This window comes from Pseudoxanthomonas sp. LjRoot206 (genome assembly GCF_056175725.1).
This window is the reverse complement of the sequence record NZ_JBGFFI010000003.1, coordinates 761,688-780,599: the sequence shown is the minus strand read 5'-3', so window position 1 is coordinate 780,599 and position 18,912 is coordinate 761,688. Positions and strand designations below refer to the sequence as shown.

The window sequence follows — 18,912 nt, the reverse complement described above, 5'->3', positions numbered from 1 at the left end:
AGGACCCGAAGTGATGCAGGGAAGAAGTACACGTCGACAGGATGTCGCGCGCTGGCTGGTATGGCTGGCGGGATTCAGTGCTGCCGCGTTGCTGGTGGTGCCCAAAGGGCTGTCCGTCTTCGCTGCATTGATGCTCGTTGCCACCGTGCTGGCCCTGCCCGATGCGTGGCGCAATGGGCGGTCTGCGCCGTCTGCGTTGTACGTCCTGTTGGCGGCGGCGTTGGGGGTGGTCGCCATTGCGGCGGTGTCGGTGTGGAGCGGCGAGGCATCGCTGGCGGCATTGGACAATCCATCGCGCGCCTTGCTGCTGCCGTGGTGCGCCTGGCTCGTGTGGGTCACGCGCGTACGCATGTCGAGCCTGTGGTACGGCGCGCTGGCAGGCCTGCTGGTCGCTTTCGTGATTTCGAACACGCAGGTGTCGCTGGGGGTCGAGCGGGCGGGCAGTGACGCGAATCCGATCGTGTTCGCCAACGCGGTGCTGACCCTGCTGGTGCTGGCCGTCTTCTGCCGACCATCCCAGGAAGGGTGGCCTTTGACGTTGTTGCTGGCTCTGGTCGTCGTGCTGGCCAACGTGGTGGTCATCCTCAGTGGCAGCCGCGGCGTCCTGCCGGGCGTGGGGCTGGTCATGCTGATGCTGCTGGCCGGCACCGCATCCCATCGCCGCTGGTGGCGCCTGGGTGGAGCGGTTTGCCTGTTGGTGGCATTGTTCGTCGCCATGTGGACCGTGCCCTGGCTGTCCAGCCAGTTCCGCCTGGATCATCTGCATGCCGATGTCTCCGGCTTCGCCGTTGGCGAGGTGGACCAGCCGATCAGCGCGCGCATGGCCTTGCTGTCGGTCGCCTGGGACGCGTTCCGCGAATCGCCGCTGACGGGCGTGGGAATCGATACCTTCGCCGCCCGGATCGATGCCAGTACGTATTGCCTGGATGCGGAACGGCACTTCTGCGGGCTGGGCCACGCGCACAACGATGTGGCGCAATGGGGGGCGACGATGGGGCTGGTGGGCATCGTCGGCCTGGGCCTGCAGTATCTCACGCCCCTGCTCATCGCCGCGCGCCGGATCCGGCAGTTGCACCTGCACATGCCTGTCGGCCCGTCCTGGACCGTCGGCATGCTGGTGGCGACCTACATGGTGTCCGGCATGACGCAGTCGATGTTCTCGCATGCGCTCAGCACCAGCGCCTTCGTGGTGTTCGGTGGCCTCCTGCTGGGAGGCGCCCTGGCATCGGAACGGGACACGTCCGCCGAGGTCGATTCACATAAGTAAACTGCAGTAGAACGTCGCGGGCCCGTCCTTGATGTCTCTCACATTCGAGTCAGAGACCGCTTCCTAGAATCGGCGCTCCCCCGCACGCCCCCCTTTCTATGCCTCGCGTGAACCTGATCGGTTGGGACAACGGTGTCGGTCTCAGCCGTGACCTGCGTCTCATCGAACACACCCTGCGGGAGGCCGGTATTGAGGTCCATCGCCAGCCCGCCCGCGGACGCGGCAAGCTGAGGAAATGGCTGGGCCCGTGGGCGCAGCGCGCACGGCTCGCCTGCCGGCGCGCGCTGGGCCGCGAGCGCTACGACCTGAACATCATGCTCGAGCACATCAAGCCCGAGTTCCTGCGCGCAGCGGATCGCACTGCGTTCATCCCGAATCCGGAGTGGTGCCTCCCGGGCGACGTGCGCCGGTTGCGCCACATCGATTCGGTGATGACCAAGACCCGGCATGCCGAAGGCATCTTCCACGACCACGGCTGCGGCATCGCGCCGATCGGGTTCACCAGCGGCGATCGTCATCTGCCCGGCGTCGAGCGCCGGCGCACCTTCCTGCACCTGGCCGGGCGCAGCAGCGCCAAGCGCACGCGGATGGTGATGGAGACGTGGGTCCGGCACCCCGAATGGCCGATGCTGACGGTCGTGCAGCACCCGCGCATGGCCGATTTCCGGCCGCAGGCGGCGAACATCGTCCATCGCGTGGACTACCTGGACGACGCGGAACTGCGCGAGATCCAGAACGCCAACCTGTTCCACCTGTGTCCTTCGGAGACCGAGGGGTTCGGCCACTACATCGTCGAGGCGATGAGCGTGGGCGCCATCGTGCTGGCGACCGATGCGGAGCCCATGAACGAACTGGTGACCCCGGAGCGCGGCATCCTGATGCGGTTCGCGCGGACGGACCGGCAGCAGCTGGCCACGCGGTATCTGGTCGACGCGGACGCCCTGGAGGCCGCGGTGGCGGTGGCGCTTGCGATGGATGAAGTGCAACTGCGCGCGAAGCGGGAGGCGGCACGGGCCTTCTTCCTGGACAACGATGCAGCGTTCCGTACGCGGTTGGTCGATGCGGTGGTCGCGCTGGCCGGCGCTCCCGTGCGCCATGCCGAGGATCGGGTGCAGCCGCGCGCGGTGGACGCCTATCCCGATCCGGCCGGCGCGCTGCCGGCCGCGCAAGCCTGACGCGCGAAGGCCGCGGCCCCCTCGGCAGCGGTAGAATCCGCCGATGTCCCTTTTACCCCTGTCGCTCGTCGTCATCACCCACAACGAAGCGTCGAACATCGCACGCTGCCTCGACAGCGTGCCGTTCGTCGCCGAGAAGCTGGTCGTCGACAGCGGCAGCACCGATGAAACGGTGGCCATCGCACGGGCGCATGGCGCCAGGGTGGTGCACCAGGACTGGCTGGGTTTCGGCCCCCAGCGCAACGTCGCGAGCACGCGTGCCGCCCACGACTGGATCCTGGTGCTCGATGCGGACGAATTCCTGTCGGACGAACTTGCCGCGCAACTTGCGCGCGAACTGCCCGCGCTGATGGCGTCGGACAAGGCAGGCGCTTGGCTGCGCCGCCGCACCTGGCTGATGGGCGCGCCGATGCGCTGGTACCGGCCGATGGTCGGCGAGCGTTCGGCGCGCGTCTATCATCGCGACCGTGCGCGCTGGACCGATGCGCGCGTGCATGAATCCCTGCGCTTCGACGGCGCCACGGCGGAGTTCACGGCACCGTTCAACCATGCCGACAATCCCAGCCTGGTGCACAAGCAGCTTAAGGTCCTGCGCTACAGCGAGCTGAAGGCGCTGGACTGGCGCGACAAGCGTCGACCGGTGCGCATGTGGCTGACCCCGCTGGTCTACCTGTCCGCCTTCATCAAGGATTACCTGCTGCGCCTTGCCTTCCTTGACGGCTGGCGCGGTTTCATCATCGCGCAGACCGCCGCGAGCTACGCCGTCTACAAGCGCATGCGCTACTACGAGATGCAGCACAATCCCGCCTCGGTCGACGCCGCCCACCGCAAGCTCGCCGGACACAACCTGGAGCACTGATGGCCAAGCACTACCTGCTCTACGGGTCCGAGCGCTACGCGCTGGCGATCCTGCGTCCGCTGCAGGATGCGATCCGCGCGCGCGGCGGCGAAGCCGCGTGGTTCTTCGACGGCCCCGGGGCCGAGGACCTGCGGAACGACGAAACGCTGCTGGCCACCACGGAAGACGTACGCCGCTGGAACGCCATCGCGGTGATCACCGGCAGCAATGCCGTGCCGCATTTCTTCCCAGGCGTGAAGGTCGAGACCTTCCACGGCTTCGATGCGGGCAAGCCCAGGCACATCTATATCCGCGGCTTCTTCGACCTGTACTGCACCACCGGGCCGAACGATACGCGCGCGTTCTCCGAGATCGCGGAGCGGGTCGGCCACTTCAAGGTCGTGGAGACGGGCTGGCCGAAGATCGATCCCTTCATGCAGGAGATCGCCGGTGGGCTGCCGCCGGTACGCACGCCACCCGTCATCCTCTACCACTCCACGTTCTCGCCCTCATGGAGCGCGGCGGAAACGCTGTACGAGGAAGTGAAGCGGCTGTCGCGCAGCGGCGAATGGAAGTGGATCGTGACCTTCCATCCGAAGATGAGCGCGGACACCGTGGCGAAGTTCCGCGCGCTGGAGAACGAGCACCTGCGCTTCGCCGACGACGACAACATCCTCGACCTGTTCCCGCAGGTGGACATGATGTGCTCGGACACCTCGTCCGCGCTCAACGAGTTCCTGTTGACGCACAAGCCTGTCGTGACCTTCAAGAACCGGCGCCCCGGCCCGCAGCTGATCGACATCGACGACGCAGCGCAGTTCGAGCCAGCGATCCGTCGTGCGCTGTCGCGTCCCCCGGAGCTGATGCAGGCGATCGAGGCGTACGCCGACAGCATCCATCCGTACCGCGACGGCCGGTCCAGCGAGCGCGTGCTGGAGGCCATCGATGCGTTTATCGCCGCGGGCGCGCGCAACCCGAGGCCCAAGCCGATGAACCTGTGGCGCAAGCTGAAGATCCGCCGGCGCATCGGCTACTGGGGCCCGGCCTGACACCGGGACGGACGGCACTACCGGCTGTCATCTGGGCGAGGGACAATCCATGGGGGAACGAGCGTCATGCCGAGGGGGCGTGGCCGCCGTGCACGTGTGGAGGGACACCATGAAGATCACCGTCATCGCCAGCACCTACAACGCCGAGGAATGGCTGGAAAAGGTCCTGCTGGGCTACCGGTGCCAGACGTGGCGCGATTTCGAGCTGGTCGTGGCCGACGATGGATCGCGCGAATCGACCCGCGCGCTGGTGGAGCGGTTCGCCGCCGACTATCCGGTGCCGCTGCGGCATGTCTGGCACGAGGACGACGGATACCGCCGCCAGGAGATCCTCAATGTCGCCATCCTGGAGGCGCGGCACGACTACATCCTGTTCACCGACGGCGACTGCATCCCGCGCCGCGATTTCGTGCAGGTCCATGCCGAGCAGGCCGAGCCGGGTCGGTTCCTCTCCGGGGGCTATTGCAAGCTGAGCATGAAGCTCAGCAAGGCGATCGGCGCCGACGACATCCGCGACGGCCGTGCCTTCGACCGCGGCTGGCTGCGCTCGCAGGATCGCCTTGGTCTGTCGAACACGCTGAAGCTGGGTGCCGGTGCCGTGACCGGCCAGTTGCTGGACGCCGTCACCACGACGCGGCCGACGTTCAACAACTGCAATTCATCGGCCTGGAAAGCGGACCTGCTGGCCATCAACGGCTACGACGAACGGATGAAGTACGGCGGTCCGGACCGGGAACTGGGCGAGCGCCTGGAAAACCACGGCATCCGCGGCAAGCAGATCCGCCACCGCGCCGTCTGCGTGCACCTGGATCACGCGCGCGGCTACAAGACCCGCGAGTCGGTGGAGCGCAACCTGGCGATCCGTGCGCAGACGCGTGCGCAGCGCATCACCTGGACGCCTTACGGCATCGACAAGTCGCCGCGCAGCCAAGCGGGTTGAAGACTGGCGTCAGCCGGCGCCGCGATCAGGCAGTGCCGACCACGCCGCGATCACGTCGCCGGGAGGGATGTCGCGCACGCGACTGGCCTCGCCGCGCTCTCCGCCCAGCACAGCGATCGCGCCGGGGCCGATCGGGCGCCACTTCGCCGGTGAAGCGGCGCCGAACATGACGACCAGGGGGCAGCCGAGTGCGGCGGCGGCGTGGGCGGGTCCCGTGTCCACGGATACCAGGCTGTGCGCCTGTTCCAGCAACGCCAGCAGGCGGGGAATCGGCAGTTCGCGCGCGGCGTTGTACATGCGCGGGTCGTGCCGGGTTGCCGCCGATATCTCGTCGAGCACGCCATGCTCGGCGGGCGATCCGCACAGCACGATGCGGGCGTCCGGCGTCTCGCGCCATACCGCGGCCGCCACCTTGGCCCACGCCTGCGGCGGCCAGTACTTGGGGTGCGAGGCCGTCCCCACATTGCCGCGCTTATGCGTGCGCTTGTTGCCTGGCTGGAACAGCACGCAGGGTCCTGCCAGTCCGTTCGCGGTGCGCCACTGCGCCAGGCCGAGGCGATCCGCCTCCGTGATCCGCAGGTGCGGATAGCGATATATAAGCGGATCGACATGGTGTGTCGGATAGACATGCGCGGGGTCGCGCATGCCGATGCGCAGCCAGCGGTCGGGCCACAGGCGCGTGATGCCCTCGCTCTCGTCGTCGTCGCGGGTGCGTTGCACGCGGTCGTCCGCATGCAGGCCGGCGCGCGCCAGCAACTGCAGGGTCGCCGCGTCGGTATCGCAGACATAGACGGGTCCGCGCCCACGCGCGCGCATCCAGCGCACCGCGGCCCATTGGCTGGGGCAGAGCAAGTAAGGCGTATTGCGGCTGCTGACGATCTGCACGTGGCCCACGTCCGGCAGCGGTTGCAGCAGGGGTGCCGTCCAGCCACCGGACCCCAGCACGTCGACGCGCTGGCCGTACCGCGCGTGCAGCAGCCGGATCATGGTGGTCAGCATCACCACGTCGCCGAAGGCGCCGCAGCGCACGACCAGGGGCGGTGCGGAGGTCACGTCGTTCGTGGTCAAGCGGCCTTCCCCAGTTCGTACAGGTGGCGGTATTTGCGGACCACCGCGCGCGCGTGGCTGGCATGGAACCACCAGCCCTGGCGACCGTCGCGCCAGGCGCCGCGCAGCAGGTACATCTTCAGCCAGTAGGCCGCCGCATGCGTCCACGGACTGATCGCGGAGCAGCGCTTGCCGTCTTCGTGCCGCTGTTCGGCCCACAGGCGCGCGTAGCGGTCGTTCTTCGCGCGGTGCGCCTCCAGCGTGCGCGCCGTGTTGTGCTCGATGACGATGTCGCAGTCCCGCACCCGCTTGCCGGTGAGATCGGGCTTCTCATGCACGCGCATCGGCAGATAACGGTGGTCCGGCCGCACGAGCCGTTCGGTACGCTCGGATCCGCTGAGCATGCGGCCCAGGAACCAGTTGCGGCGCTTCAGGCGCCACACGTCGGCCTGCTCGACATCGCCACGGGCGAACAGCGCGCGCAGCGGCGCCTCGCTGCCGTCGGCGAGCCACTCGTCGGCGTCCATCAGCAACAGCCAGGGCTGGGTGGCGCGGCGGATGGCTTCGTTCTTCTGGCCGGCGAAGCCCAGCCAGTCCTGGTGTTCGACACGCGCGCCGTACGACTGCGCCAGCGCGACCGTTCCATCCTCGGATCCGCAGTCCAGGACCAGGATTTCGCTGCAGACGTCCCGCAGCGATGCGAGGCAGCGACCCAGGCGATCGGCCTCGTTCTTGGTGATGATGACGGCGGACAGCGGAAGCGGAGACGTCATGGCGTAGGCGCGTGGATCGGCATCGGGTCACCAGTGCAGGCGTCGCTGCGCCAGCGCCGTGGTCAGTCGTTCGTGGACGGCGCGGGCATCGGCTTCGGGAACGAAACGCAACGCCAGCGGCGCGGAAATCCCGCTCGCGCCCGCCGTGTCCAGCCAGAGCGTCGCCGTGCCGCAACGATGGTCCAACGGCGATCGCGACAGGCGCAGCGCCTGGAGCTTGTCGATCTCGGCGAACCGCCAGTAGCGCGACCACCAGCCGCTGCGCACGGTGACCAGGTGGTCGTCCAGCGCCCAGGCCATGCGATGCGCCTGCCGGTGCGCGGCGTAGGCAGCGGCGAGCATCCACGCCAACCCCGGCAGCCACACCCAGGCGCCGAACTGCCAGGCCACGACCGCGGTTGCCGGCAGCAGCCAGGCGAGCGAAGGCAGCCACAGGCGCCAGCGCGCGGAGGCATGCACGTCCCGCCAGTCGTCGCGCGGCCACTGCGCTTGCGGCAACAGGTGGCCGATCAGCGCATCGCAGGCATCGGGCGAGGCGATCGGCGCGATATCCTTCAAGGCGCGCAGGTCCTGCTGCCCCGATTTCTCGGCGACGGCGGTGTCGATGCGCAGCGAGCGGCGCCCGAACAGCCGATGCAGCACGCCTTCGTGCAGTGTCCACGCTTGGATGCGCCGGCGGGAGACGCTGGTGCGCAGGCGTGCGAACAGGCCGCGTTCGACCATCAGGCGACGCGGCTCTTCCGTCAGCCGGAAACCATGGAACTGCGACAGCGCCAGCGCGACGGACAGCAGGCGCACCATGGCCAGCGCGATGCCGATCAGCGCGATGCCGCCCGCGGCACCGGTCAGCCAACCCAGGTGCAGGCCTTCGGCATAGCCGTACGCTTGCCTCGCGCCCTGGCGGAAGACCTGCTCGATCATGTTGTCGGGCACGATCTGCCACATGGCGCCGAAGCCCGCAGCCACCACGATCATGCCGCGGTTGGAGATCAGGCCCAGCCGCAGGACTTCCATGGTGGACAGCGCCAGTAACGTGGTGGCTTCGTCTCGCGGCGTCGCTCCCGGCTCGGAAACGAGCGGCGCGGTTCCGTGCGCCTGGTGCCTCACCAGGTCTTCCAGCGCGAGCGCCTCGCGCAGGCCGAGCACGCGCATCTGCGCCTCGGGTTTGGTGCCGCCGGCCGATTCCAGCCTGACCTCGGCCACGCCGAACACGCGATGCAGCAACGACTGGTGCACGACCACGTTGTGGATGCGCGAGAACGGAATCTCGCGGCGCGAACGGTGCAGCAGCCCTTCGCGCACCGTCAGCCCGTCACGCCCGATCGTGTAGCGGTAGGTGAAGTACTGCAGGATCGCCAGCACGACCAGCACGGCGATGCCGATGACAGGGGCGAGCGAAGCCCACATCTCGCCATCGCCGCTGCTCTTGCGCGCGCCGAACACCACCAGCGCCACCAGCGGGAAGATGAACTGCTTGAGCTGCTGCAGCAGCACGAACAGCCACGACCACGGGTGCAGCCGGCGTTCGTCGGGCGGCGTGCTCGGGAGGGCGTCGTCCATCACAGCGCGTCGTCGTGGTCGACCTGCGTCGCCAGCCGCTCGCGCAGTCGCTCGGCATCGTCCGCGTCCAGTCCCGACACGGACACCGCCGCCATCCGCGTGCCGGCCGTATGCACCACCAGCGTCGACAGGCCGGCGCTGCGTTCCAGGGGGCCGCGCTTCAGGTCGAGGTGCTGCACGCGCGAGATCGGCACGTGCGTTTCGCTCTGCCACCAGTTGCCGCGGCGCACGGCGAAACCCCGGTCATCGAGCCGCCAGCGCGTGCGCCGATGACGCTTGACCGCGATCCAGGCGCCCACCACGGCACCGATCACGGCCGCCATCGGTACCGCCAGCCAGGGCGACAGCACATCGGTGGCGCGCGCGATGAAGAAGACGGGGAAGCCCACCGGGAACACCAGCATTGCGCCGCCGAGGGCGGCCAGCCAGGCGCCGCGGACAGGCAGCGCCTGCCAGTCCGGCTGCGGTACATCGTCGGCCACGAGGGTCTGCAGGTTGTCGCTCATGGCGGCTGGCGCGTCCTTGGTGCGTGAGAAAGCGTGGAGCAAACGTCGTCGTTGCGTCGTTTTCCCCATCCCCTGCCGGGGTCAGCGGTACGGTGTGTCCTCGCCGCTGCCCGGAGGCCGCAGCGTATAGCGTTTGTACGTCCACTGGTACTGCGCGGGATCGCGGCGCGCGATGCGCTCGACCGTTTCGTTGAGCGCGGTGACGGCGGCCACCGGATCCACATCGGCGATGGCGGGCGATGCGGGCTCGACATGCAGCGCGAAATCCGGGCCGGGTCCGATCCGTTCGCACCATGCGAAGAGCACGACCGCGCCGGTGCGCTCGGCGAGCCGCGACACCAGCGTCATCGTCAGCGCCTGCTTGCCGAAGAACGGCGCGAATTCGCCATCGCCCGCCTTGGGCTGCTGGTCGGGCAGGATGCCGACCGAGCCGCCCTCCTTCAGTACCTTCCACAACTGCCGTACGGCCGGGCCTTCGGCGCGCACCTGGCGGATGTTGTCGGCGCCGCGCACGCGCAGCAGGAAGGCGTCACCGGTGGGTGAGGCCGGCGGACGGTAGACGATGGCGAGCGGACCACGCGAGGCGAGCCACTGGTTGAGCAGTTCCCAGTTGCCGAAGTGCGGTGCCGCGACGATCACGCCCTTGCCGCTGGCCAGCGCGGCGTCGTACAGCGCCTCGCCATGGCGCTCGCGTAGATGGGCGAGATTCTCGGCGGGCGGGCGGGTCCAGAAGCGCAGCGTTTCAAGCGCCTGCCGGGCGGTCGTCCGCAGGATGGCCCGGTGCAGGTCTTCCCGTTGGCCCGGCAGCAGGTCGGGGTAGGCGATCTCGAGGTTGCGGCGGGCCACCCGGCTCTCGCGTGCGTCGGCCTTGCGCCAGGCCCACGCCATCAGGTCGCCGAGGGAGCGCAGCCAGGACCAGGGCAGGCGTCCGACCAGGGCGGCGGCGTGGTAGCCGAAGGCAGCGAGGGTGTCCGGTTTCATCCGTCGAGTGTAGCCAACCCGGATGGCCACCCCGCGGGATCGGGATGACGGGGCCGTTATCCTGTCGCCCCGCCCATCCGGACCTACGAGCATGCTTTCCCTGATCCAGCGCGTGACCCAGGCCTCCGTGGCGGTCGATGACGTCGTCGTCGGGGCCATCGACGGTGGCCTGCTTGCGCTAGTGGCACTGGAGCCGGGGGACAGCGACGTACAGATCGCGCGCATGGCGGAGCGGCTGCTGGGCTATCGCGTATTCGCCGACGAGGCCGGTCGCATGAACCGCTCCCTCGCCGACACCGGGGGCGGGTTGCTGCTGGTCAGCCAGTTCACATTGGCAGCGGACACCCGTTCAGGCATGCGCCCCAGTTTCACCACCGCGGCACAGCCCGCCGAGGCTGAACAAGGCTTCAACCGACTGGTCGAAATCTGCCGTCAAACCCACGCCGGGAGGGTGGAAACCGGGCGTTTCGGTGCCCATATGGTGATCAGCCTCGTCAACGACGGGCCCGTGACCTTCCTGCTCCGCCCCTGACGTTTCCCCCTGGCCGGGCACCAGTCAGCAGGAACCCAAGCCGGTCCGGGCTGGTATAATACGGGGTTCTCCCTTCCTCACTCCCGGTGGCGCAACCTCCATGGCCAACGAACGTCCTGCGCAGCAGTCCGACATCAAGCTCTTGATCAGCAAGGGCTTGGAGCAGGGCTATCTGACCTACGCCGAAGTCAACGATCACCTCCCGGACGACCTGGTCGATCCGGAGCAGATCGAGGACATCATCGGCATGATCAACGGCATGGGCATCGACGTCCATGAAGTTGCCCCCGATGCCGAAACCCTGCTGCTGGCCGACGGCAACACCGGCAACCGCGAAGTCGACGAAACCGCGGCCGAAGAAGCCGCCGCCGCGCTGACCTCGCTGGACACCGAAGGCGGCCGCACCACCGACCCCGTGCGCATGTACATGCGCGAGATGGGCACCGTCGAGCTGCTTACGCGCGAGGGCGAAATCGCCATCGCAAAGCGCATCGAGGAAGGCCTGGGCCAGGTGCAGGCGTCGCTCGGCAACTTCCCGTGGTCCATCGAGCTGCTGCTGGAAGAGTACGAACTGCACAAGGCCGGCAAGAAACGCCTGGCCGAAGTCGTCGTCGGGTTCAACGACGTCGAGGAGCCGGCGCCGGAAGTGCCGGCCGCCGAAGAGGTCGCCGACTCGGCCGAAGACGCCGATGACGAAGAAGACGGCGACGACGACACCGCCGAGGAAGCCGCGCCGACCGGTCCGGATCCGGAAGAGGTCGCGCGCCGCATGCAGGTGCTGGCCGATGGCTACACCAAGTTCAAGAAGTCGTACGCCAAGAACGGCGCGGACAACAAGGCGGTCGCCAAGCTGCGCACCGAACTGGCCGAGACCTTCGTCACCCTGAAGCTGCCGCTGCCGCTGACCGACACGTTGGTCCGCAAGCTGCGCGAGGTCGTGGCGCAGGTGAAGGACCACGAGCGCCGCGTGCTGCACCTGTGCGCCAACGTCGCCAAGATGCCGCGCAAGGAATTCCTGCGCGCGTGGGAAGGTAACCAGACCAACCTGGGCTGGGTCGACGAAGTGCTGAAGCGCAAGCAGAAGTGGTCGTCCGGCCTGCGCGACGTGCGCGAGCAGATCGTCGCCGAGCAGGAAGCCACCATCGCCGTCGAACAGGCGATGCACCTGACGCTGGCGGACATCAAGGAAATCAGCCGCGCGATGGCCTATGGCGAAGCCAAGGCGCGCAAGGCGAAGAAGGAAATGGTCGAGGCCAACCTGCGTCTGGTCATCTCCATTGCCAAGAAGTACACCAACCGCGGCCTGCAGTTCCTCGACCTGATCCAGGAAGGCAACATCGGCCTGATGAAGGCCGTGGACAAGTTCGAGTACCGCCGCGGCTACAAGTTCTCGACCTATGCCACCTGGTGGATCCGCCAGGCGATCACCCGCTCGATCGCCGACCAGGCGCGCACCATCCGCATCCCGGTGCACATGATCGAGACGATCAACAAGCTCAACCGCATTTCCCGCCAGATGCTCCAGCAGTACGGCCGCGAGGCCACGCCGGAGGAGCTGGCCAAGGAAATGGACATGCCCGAGGACAAGATCCGCAAAGTCATGAAGATCGCGAAGGAACCGATCTCCATGGAAACCCCGATCGGCGACGATGAAGACTCCCACCTGGGCGACTTCATCGAGGACACCAATGTCGAGTCCCCGATCGAAAACACCACCAACATCAATCTCTCGGAAACGGTCCGCGACGTGCTCGCCGGCCTGACCCCGCGGGAGGCGAAGGTGCTGCGCATGCGGTTCGGCATCGACATGAACACCGATCACACGCTGGAAGAAGTCGGCAAGCAGTTCGACGTCACCCGCGAGCGCATCCGCCAGATCGAAGCGAAGGCGCTGCGCAAGCTGCGCCACCCGTCGCGGTCGGAGCAGCTGCGCAGCTTCCTCGACATCGACTGACGCCTCCCGGCGCGGTTTGCACCAAAGAAACGCGGCCCCGATGGGCCGCGTTTCTTTTTGGTGCACGACACGCGCGCCCTTGCTGCGGCCCTTGTCATCTTCGTCACGCACGGTTGCCTACACTTCTCTTCACCCCACGAGTCAGACTTCCGCGTGCAGCGACGGGATGCAGTGAAATCCGTCCTCGCCATCGCATTGCTGGGCAGCATGCCCCGCGCCATGGCACAGGCCTCGACGACAGCGAACAGCGCGACGGCCTCCACGCGATTCACCTTGGAAACGGTTCCACGTCTCGCGCAGGCGATGGCGAGGCAGCCCTATCGCGCGCCCGACGAGCGGTTGCCTGCCGTGCTGCAAGAGACCGGCTATGACGCCTATCGCGACTTGCGCTTCGACCCGACGCAGGCGATCTGGCGCAAGGAAGGCCTGCCGTTCCAGCTGCAGATGTTCCATCGCGGCTTCCTGTTCAAGCAGCGGGTCGAGCTGTACGGCGTCAATGACGGTCGCGCAGCGCCGATCGCGTACACGCCCGATCGCTTCTCGTTTCCGCCGGGCGTCAAACCCGATCTCGGCAGCGACCTCGGCTTCGCCGGCTTCCGCGTGCACACGCCGCTCAACCGGCCGGACGTGTACGACGAACTGATCGCTTTCCTCGGCGCGAGCTATTTCCGCGCGCTGGGCAAGGGCCACGCCTATGGACTGTCGGCGCGTGGTCTCGCGCTGGGCAGCGGCGATGCCGGCGCGGAAGAGTTCCCTATCTTCCGTGCGTTCTGGATCGAACAGCCTGCGCCCGGCGCGGATCACCTGGTCGTGCACGCGCTGCTCGACAGTCCGAGCGTCGCCGGCGCGTTCCGTTTCGACATGAAGCCCGGCGCCGAGACGGTGATCGACGTGCAGTCGAGGCTGTATCCGCGCGTCGACCTGGCCCGCGCCGGCATCGCCCCGCTGACCAGCATGTTCGAGTTCGATGCGGGCGACCGCGTCGGCACCGACGACTATCGCCCTGCCGTGCACGACTCGGACGGGCTGGCCATCCTCAACGGCCATGGCGACCAGATTTGGCGACCGCTGAGCAATCCTCCGCGCGTGCAACTCAGTGCATTCGCCGACGCGCGTCCGAAGGGGTTCGGCCTGATGCAGCGCAAGCGCGGCTTCGCCGACTATGCGGATATCGAGGCGCGCTACCACCAGCGGCCCAGCCTGTGGATCGAGCCGAAGGGCGATTGGGGCAAGGGTGCGGTGGCGCTGGTGGAGATTCCCACCGGCGACGAGTACCACGACAACATCGTGGCGTTCTGGCGCCCGCAGCAACCGCTGCGCGCCGGCCGCGAGCACCGGTTCGACTACCGCATGCACTGGTGCGACACGCATGCCTGGAAGAACGACCTCGCCATCGTCGCCGATACGCGCATCGGCGCCGCGCCCGACCCTGCGCGACGCCTGGTGGTGATCGACCTAGAAGGCGGGCGCCTGGCCTCGATACCGCGCGATGCGACGTTGATTCCCGATGTCTGGGCCGCGCGCGGCGACGTGTCGGGGGCGGTGGTCTATCCGAATCCCGAGACGCAGGGCTGGCGCCTGAGCTTCGAATTCCTTCCGCACAAAGAGAATGCGGAGGGACGTGACGTTGAACTGCATGCACGCGTGCTGGAGGGGCACGTGCCGCTGTCCGAAACCTGGCTGTACCGCTGGAGCCTGTGACCATGAGCGACCCCCGTCCCCCGACTTCTCCGCTGCAGCAGACGTGGCTGCCCGCGGAATCGCCGTTGCCCATGCCGGTGCAGGATCTCCGCAGCGGCGATCTGTCGCCACGCGCGCTGCCGACATCGCCCGCCACGATCGGCGGACGGCGCGCGCTGGTGGTGGGCGCTGCGGTGCTGCTGACGCTGTTCGCGACCTACCAGGTCTGGTGGGTGTTGCGCGGTGGCGGCATCGACGTGCTCGAGGGGGTCCTGCTGGCGCTGTTCGTCGCCCTGTTCTCGTGGATCGCGCTGTCGTTCTCCAGCGCGCTGGCCGGCTTCGTGCTGCTGCTGTCCGCGCGGCGTCAACCGTTGGGGATCGATGAGAACGCGCCGCCGCCAGCGCTGGCGACGCGCACGGCGCTGCTGGTGCCGACCTACAACGAAGATCCGCAGCGCGTGCTGGCCGGCGTGCAGGCGATGCACGAATCGCTGGCTGCGACCGGGCAGGGCGATGCGTTCGACTTCTTCCTCCTCAGCGACACGACCCGGGCGGACGTGCAGCGCGAGGAACTGACGGCCGTGCGGCAACTGCTGCAGCGGCTCGGCGACGGGGCCCGCGTGTACTACCGGCGCCGCGACAAGAACACCGAACGGAAGGCCGGCAACATCGCCGACTGGGTCCGGCGCTTCGGTGGTGCCTATCCGCACTTCCTCATCCTGGATGCCGACAGCCTGATGACGGGCGACACGCTGATCAGGCTGGCCGCGGCAATGGAGCGTCAGCCCACGCTGGCGCTGGTGCAGACGCTGCCGATGATCGTCAACGGGCGTACGTTCTTCGCGCGCATGCAGCAGTTCGCGGGACGCGTCTACGGACCCGTGGTCGCGCACGGCATCGCGTGGTGGCACGGCGCGGAAGGCAACTACTGGGGCCACAACGCCATCATCCGCACCGCAGCGTTCGCGCGCCACGCGGGCCTGCCCCATCTGGGTGGCGGCAAGCCGTTCACGGGTGCGGTGCTGAGCCATGACTTCGTCGAGGCGGCCCTGCTGCGCCGCGGCGGCTGGGCGATCCACATGGCGCCCGGCCTGGGTGGCAGCTACGAAGAAGGTCCGCCCTCGCTGACCGACATGCTGGTGCGCGACCGCCGCTGGTGCCAAGGCAACCTGCAGCATGGCGCGGTACTGCCGGCGCGCGGTCTGCACTGGATCAGCCGCCTGCATCTGCTGGTCGGCATCGGCCACTACTTCACCGCACCGATGTGGGCGATGCTGATGCTGGTCGGCCTGGCGATCCCGCTGCAGCAGGCCGGATTCCATCTCGACCAGCCGCACCTCGCCGGATTCACCCCGGCGCTGTACTGGCGCGGTGGCGATCCCGAGCGCTTCCTGTGGGTGTTCTATTTTACGATGGCGGTGCTGCTCGCGCCGAAGGTGATGGGCTGCATCGCCACCGTGCTCGATCCGGCCCTGCGCCGCCGCTGCGGCGGCGTATTGCGCATCGCCGGCAGCGCTTTGCTGGAAACGGCGATGGCCGCCCTGATGGCACCGGTCACCATGTACGTGCAGTCGCGCGGCGTCGCAGAAGTACTCGCGGGCCGGGATTCGGGCTGGGAAACGCAGCGCCGCGACGATGGCAGCGTGCCGCTCGCCGGCCTGGTGCGCCGTTACGCCGGCCTTACCGTGTTCGGCGCGTTCGGCGGCGTACTCGCCTACCTCGTGTCGCCGGCCCTGGCGGCATGGATGGCGCCGGTGGTACTGGGCATGGTGCTGTCCGTCCCGATCAACATACTGACGACCTCCGCCCGCGTGGGCGACGCCCTGCGCAGGGCGGGCTGGTTGCGTACGCCCGAGGAGCTCGTGCCGCCCACCGTCCTGTCGCGTGCGCTGGAACTGCGCGCGCCGCAGGCCGCGTCGCCATTGCCCTTCGCCGCCTCCGGTACAATCGCCGCCGGCGGGGGCCTATAGCTCAATGGTTAGAGCAGAGGACTCATAATCCTTTGGTTCCAGGTTCGAGTCCTGGTGGGCCCACCAACCGCTACAGACCTCAGCAGGTTGGTACCGGCCCCATGAGTTGAAACATTGTTTCAACTTATGATGATAAAAAAGCAATAGTTGCAACGGCTTGCCTTGATGATGACCGCCAGACGGGATGTTCTGGCGCCGGGTCGGAGCGAACTTGTGCCCGTGCGGCGGGAAGCGGACTTGCCGGTTCGGGTTGCCGCTATCGGCCAGAAGCCGACAGCACCGCTTCGGAAGCACACCAATGCCGAATTCAGAACCCGGTAGCAGCCGCTTCGTCGCAGCTCATCCGCAAGAATTTCGCGGCGTACTCGATGCGGTCGGCCAGTTCGAAATCGCCCGGCACGAACGACAGGATGTTGGTCGGGAACGCCTGGCCTTTCGCGCGCACGTCGATGCGGCTGCCGTCGTTGCTGCGCACGACCTGCGCCTGCCGCCAGTCGACGAAGTGCGGACCGGCGAATGCCTTGAAGCCTTCCGTGTAGTTCCACGACTCGCTCTTGATCACCGTCACCGAGGTCAGGAACCCGGGCTCCTCCCACGACGTACTGCTGTGTTCGAACGCGCTGGCCGGCATCTGCACGCCGTCGATGCGGGTCGTGCAGGCGTCGGCCGCTCCCTGCGCATCGCCGTAGGCAAGGCCGGCGACCGTGAACTCGCCCAGCGATTTCTCCACGGTGCCGGTGCTCTTCTCTTCCTTGATGGACAGCTTGATGCGGCTGGTCTCCACCGTGTGCGTGCCCGCTGCGTGGTTGGGACGGCCCATCGCGTCCACGAACGTGGCGCGGGCGAAGCCCTGCTTGGCCATCGTCGCCAGGAACGCCTGGGCGCCTTCGGCGGTCTGCGCGGACTGGGCGCGCGCCGTGGGCGGGAGGGAGAGCGACACGGCGCAAAGCGCCATGCCGAGGGCGAGGGTGGATCGGGTCATGGGTTGTCTCGGTGTAAAGGAAGCGCCGCGCCTCACAGCGACACCGCCACGTCCTCGCGGAAGCGCGGCCGCGCGCCCTGCAGGGTCTGCTCGTCGCTGCTGGTCTGGTTCCAGACGTAGTTGAAGTTGCCTTCGCTGGTGATCTCGCGGCCGCTGGCGCGGCAGCGTGCGATGAACGCATCCTTCAACGCATACACCGCCGCCCGCGCCTGTTCGCCGGAGCCCGGCGGGAGGAACCCGGGCGCTCCCCATCCCGGGGGTCCGGGACGGGTGATGACGTTGGAATAGCAGGTGGGATTGACGGTATCGCCGGGCTTGTTGAGCAGGCCGATGGACATCACGAACCGCAACGGCTTGGCGGCGGCCTCCGCCGTGGCGCCGCCTGCGGTGCCGGTCGCGGGTGCGGCTGCCTGCCGCTGCGTGCGCAGCTGCTGCTGACGCAGCCGCTCGGCCGCCGCCTGCGCGGCCAGCTCGCGGTCACGCGCCGCGGCCTGGGCCTGCCGGGCCTGGGCGGCGGCATCGGGAACGGCCGGGGCCATCGTCGGCGCCGGTGCGGACGCGTACTGCGCCTGCCGCGCCCGCTCGGCAGCGGCGCGCTGGCGTTGTTCCTCGCGCTGGCGGCGCTCGAGCGCGGCGGCCTGCTGGCGCTCGATGTCGCGGATGAAGGCGTCCTGCGCTTCGCGCTCGGCCTGGTTCTTGGCCATCTCGTTGCCGAGCGTGGTGAGGAAGACCTCGGCCAGGTTCGGCGCGGGCGCGGCGGGTTCCTCGTCCCACGCCTCCTCTTCGATCGCGGCCATCTGCTGGATCTGTTTCATCTGCTGGCGCAGCTGTTCCGCCGCGGCCTGCTCCTGGCTCAAGGCCTGTGCGCGCCGCGCCTTGTCGCCCTGGATGCGCTGGCGCAACGCGGCCAGGTCCGCCTCGGAAAGCGTGCGCGGGCCGGACTTCGGTGCAGCCGGCGCAGCGGACGCGGAGCGCGGTGCTGACGCACCGGTGCCGGCGGGCGACACGGCCGGTGCGGCCGGCACGGTCGCGGTGGCGGGCGACGCGGCCGGTGTGGCCGGCACGATCGCGGTGGCGGCCGTCACGGCGGTACCGGCCGCCGGGGCGGGGACGGGGCGCGCCGGCGTGCCGGGTCCATAGGTGCGCACGCGCCCGACGTCCACCACCTGCTTCGCGTCGTCCACCTTGACCGACTCGGCCACCACGCGGCCGTCCTTCAGCGAGATCCGCAACGGCGACTTGATCGGCCCGCGTCGCAGCCACAGTACCGCGCCGTCGGCCGCGATGTAGCCGTCGAAGGTATACAGGCGGCCGCTCTCCTGGATCAGCTGGCCCGGGCGCTCGCCCCGGCGGATGACGCTGGTTGATCCGGCATCCGACTGCACCAGCGTGCCGTCGGCCGCCCAGGCCCACGCCACCGACCCGTGCTCCCCTGTCCAGGTCTTGCCTGCGAGCTCGGCGTACACGCCCCACGACGCCGGATCGACGGTTGCCGCCGGCGACGCGTCGGCTGCCCGGCTTTCCACTCCACCACAGACCCACAGCGCGCAGGCCAGCCACAGTCCGGCCGACCACTTCCCCGATAGCGACATTGCTCTCCCCAGAGCATCCCGATCAGCTCAGCTTAGCAACCACCCCACAGGCAGTAAAAGTGCATC

General features: G+C 68.3%; 15 protein-coding genes, 1 tRNA gene and 1 pseudogene. 10 read left to right on the top strand and 7 right to left on the bottom strand.

Annotation, left to right across the window (positions count from 1 at the left end; translation table 11 throughout):
* Nucleotides 1-13: 13 nt before the first annotated feature.
* The 5 genes from AC04MD_RS12855 (at nt 14) to AC04MD_RS12835 (ending at nt 5,269) form a co-directional block, all read left to right on the top strand.
* A complete protein-coding gene (locus tag AC04MD_RS12855; protein ID WP_475497640.1) occupies nt 14-1,267 on the top strand; it encodes an O-antigen ligase family protein in 1,254 nt (417 codons plus the stop codon).
* Between the two features lie 98 nt (nt 1,268-1,365).
* Nucleotides 1,366-2,442: a glycosyltransferase gene (locus AC04MD_RS12850; protein ID WP_475497639.1), complete on the top strand. Its 1,077-nt coding sequence runs from the start codon at nt 1,366-1,368 to the stop codon at nt 2,440-2,442.
* Between the two features lie 43 nt (nt 2,443-2,485).
* Nucleotides 2,486-3,301, top strand: coding sequence for a glycosyltransferase family 2 protein (locus AC04MD_RS12845; RefSeq protein ID WP_475497638.1), 816 nt, complete (start codon nt 2,486-2,488; stop codon nt 3,299-3,301).
* The gene (locus AC04MD_RS12840) at nt 3,301-4,329 is read left to right on the top strand and encodes a CDP-glycerol glycerophosphotransferase family protein (protein WP_475497637.1); all 1,029 of its coding nucleotides are present in this window, start codon (nt 3,301-3,303) and stop codon (nt 4,327-4,329) included. Before AC04MD_RS12845 ends, AC04MD_RS12840 begins: the two co-directional genes overlap by 1 nt.
* A 109-nt stretch (nt 4,330-4,438) precedes the next feature.
* Entirely contained in the window at nt 4,439-5,269 is an 831-nt protein-coding gene (locus AC04MD_RS12835; protein WP_475497636.1) for a glycosyltransferase family 2 protein, read from the top strand.
* A gap of 9 nt (nt 5,270-5,278) precedes the next feature.
* Here AC04MD_RS12835 and AC04MD_RS12830 read toward each other — a convergent pair whose 3' ends face one another.
* The 5 genes and pseudogenes from AC04MD_RS12830 to AC04MD_RS12810 all read right to left on the bottom strand — a co-directional run bounded on the left by AC04MD_RS12830 (nt 5,279) and on the right by AC04MD_RS12810 (nt 10,136).
* Nucleotides 5,279-6,337 (bottom strand): glycosyltransferase family 9 protein, encoded by a 1,059-nt coding sequence (locus tag AC04MD_RS12830; RefSeq protein ID WP_475497635.1) that lies wholly within the window; start codon nt 6,335-6,337, stop codon nt 5,279-5,281.
* A gap of 464 nt (nt 6,338-6,801) precedes the next feature.
* Nucleotides 6,802-7,089 (bottom strand): annotated as a pseudogene (locus AC04MD_RS12825) (glycosyltransferase family 2 protein); the annotation flags it as partial.
* A 27-nt stretch (nt 7,090-7,116) separates the two neighbouring features.
* Nucleotides 7,117-8,649 carry a PH domain-containing protein gene (locus AC04MD_RS12820; RefSeq protein WP_475497634.1) on the bottom strand — a complete coding sequence of 511 codons (1,533 nt, stop codon included), beginning with the start codon at nt 8,647-8,649 and terminating at the stop codon, nt 7,117-7,119.
* On the bottom strand, nt 8,649-9,155 hold the full coding sequence (locus AC04MD_RS12815) for a PH domain-containing protein (protein ID WP_475497633.1): 507 nt from the start codon (nt 9,153-9,155) through the stop codon (nt 8,649-8,651). Before AC04MD_RS12815 ends, AC04MD_RS12820 begins: the two co-directional genes overlap by 1 nt.
* 81 nt (nt 9,156-9,236) lie before the next feature.
* On the bottom strand, nt 9,237-10,136 hold the full coding sequence (locus tag AC04MD_RS12810) for a lauroyl acyltransferase (protein ID WP_475497632.1): 900 nt from the start codon (nt 10,134-10,136) through the stop codon (nt 9,237-9,239).
* 91 nt (nt 10,137-10,227) lie between these two features.
* Here AC04MD_RS12810 and dtd point away from each other — a divergent pair, with 91 nt between their 5' ends.
* The 5 genes from dtd (at nt 10,228) to AC04MD_RS12785 (ending at nt 16,338) form a co-directional block, all read left to right on the top strand.
* Nucleotides 10,228-10,668 carry a D-aminoacyl-tRNA deacylase gene (gene dtd / locus AC04MD_RS12805; protein ID WP_475497631.1) on the top strand — a complete coding sequence of 147 codons (441 nt, stop codon included), beginning with the start codon at nt 10,228-10,230 and terminating at the stop codon, nt 10,666-10,668.
* 100 nt (nt 10,669-10,768) lie between these two features.
* On the top strand, nt 10,769-12,622 hold the full coding sequence (gene rpoD / locus AC04MD_RS12800; RefSeq protein WP_475497630.1) for an RNA polymerase sigma factor RpoD: 1,854 nt from the start codon (nt 10,769-10,771) through the stop codon (nt 12,620-12,622).
* Nucleotides 12,623-12,793: 171 nt separating this feature from the next.
* A complete protein-coding gene (locus AC04MD_RS12795; protein ID WP_475497629.1) occupies nt 12,794-14,323 on the top strand; it encodes an OpgD/OpgG family glucan biosynthesis protein in 1,530 nt (509 codons plus the stop codon).
* Nucleotides 14,324-14,325: 2 nt separating this feature from the next.
* Nucleotides 14,326-16,272 carry a glucans biosynthesis glucosyltransferase MdoH gene (gene mdoH, locus AC04MD_RS12790; protein WP_475497628.1) on the top strand — a complete coding sequence of 649 codons (1,947 nt, stop codon included), beginning with the start codon at nt 14,326-14,328 and terminating at the stop codon, nt 16,270-16,272.
* A tRNA-Ile gene (locus AC04MD_RS12785) sits at nt 16,263-16,338 on the top strand. The genes mdoH and AC04MD_RS12785 overlap by 10 nt, the downstream gene beginning before the upstream one ends.
* 241 nt (nt 16,339-16,579) lie before the next feature.
* On the opposite strand, the gene AC04MD_RS12780 is transcribed toward AC04MD_RS12785, so the two are convergent.
* Both AC04MD_RS12780 and AC04MD_RS12775 read right to left on the bottom strand, forming a co-directional pair.
* A complete protein-coding gene (locus AC04MD_RS12780) occupies nt 16,580-17,254 on the bottom strand; it encodes a hypothetical protein (protein ID WP_475497627.1) in 675 nt (224 codons plus the stop codon).
* A gap of 32 nt (nt 17,255-17,286) precedes the next feature.
* A complete protein-coding gene (locus tag AC04MD_RS12775) occupies nt 17,287-18,846 on the bottom strand; it encodes a hypothetical protein (protein ID WP_475497626.1) in 1,560 nt (519 codons plus the stop codon).
* Nucleotides 18,847-18,912: the final 66 nt, after the last annotated feature.

Coding starts and splice junctions, on each gene's coding strand:
- AC04MD_RS12780 (WP_475497627.1), bottom strand. CDS start 17,254: ATGACCCGATCCACCCTCGCCCTCGGCATGGCGCTTTGCGCCGTGTCG.
- AC04MD_RS12840 (WP_475497637.1), top strand. CDS start 3,301: ATGGCCAAGCACTACCTGCTCTACGGGTCCGAGCGCTACGCGCTGGCG.
- AC04MD_RS12835 (WP_475497636.1), top strand. CDS start 4,439: ATGAAGATCACCGTCATCGCCAGCACCTACAACGCCGAGGAATGGCTG.
- dtd (WP_475497631.1), top strand. CDS start 10,228: ATGCTTTCCCTGATCCAGCGCGTGACCCAGGCCTCCGTGGCGGTCGAT.
- AC04MD_RS12820 (WP_475497634.1), bottom strand. CDS start 8,649: ATGGACGACGCCCTCCCGAGCACGCCGCCCGACGAACGCCGGCTGCAC.
- AC04MD_RS12810 (WP_475497632.1), bottom strand. CDS start 10,136: ATGAAACCGGACACCCTCGCTGCCTTCGGCTACCACGCCGCCGCCCTG.
- AC04MD_RS12850 (WP_475497639.1), top strand. CDS start 1,366: ATGCCTCGCGTGAACCTGATCGGTTGGGACAACGGTGTCGGTCTCAGC.
- AC04MD_RS12845 (WP_475497638.1), top strand. CDS start 2,486: ATGTCCCTTTTACCCCTGTCGCTCGTCGTCATCACCCACAACGAAGCG.
- rpoD (WP_475497630.1), top strand. CDS start 10,769: ATGGCCAACGAACGTCCTGCGCAGCAGTCCGACATCAAGCTCTTGATC.
- AC04MD_RS12775 (WP_475497626.1), bottom strand. CDS start 18,846: ATGTCGCTATCGGGGAAGTGGTCGGCCGGACTGTGGCTGGCCTGCGCG.
- mdoH (WP_475497628.1), top strand. CDS start 14,326: ATGAGCGACCCCCGTCCCCCGACTTCTCCGCTGCAGCAGACGTGGCTG.
- AC04MD_RS12815 (WP_475497633.1), bottom strand. CDS start 9,155: ATGAGCGACAACCTGCAGACCCTCGTGGCCGACGATGTACCGCAGCCG.
- AC04MD_RS12855 (WP_475497640.1), top strand. CDS start 14: ATGCAGGGAAGAAGTACACGTCGACAGGATGTCGCGCGCTGGCTGGTA.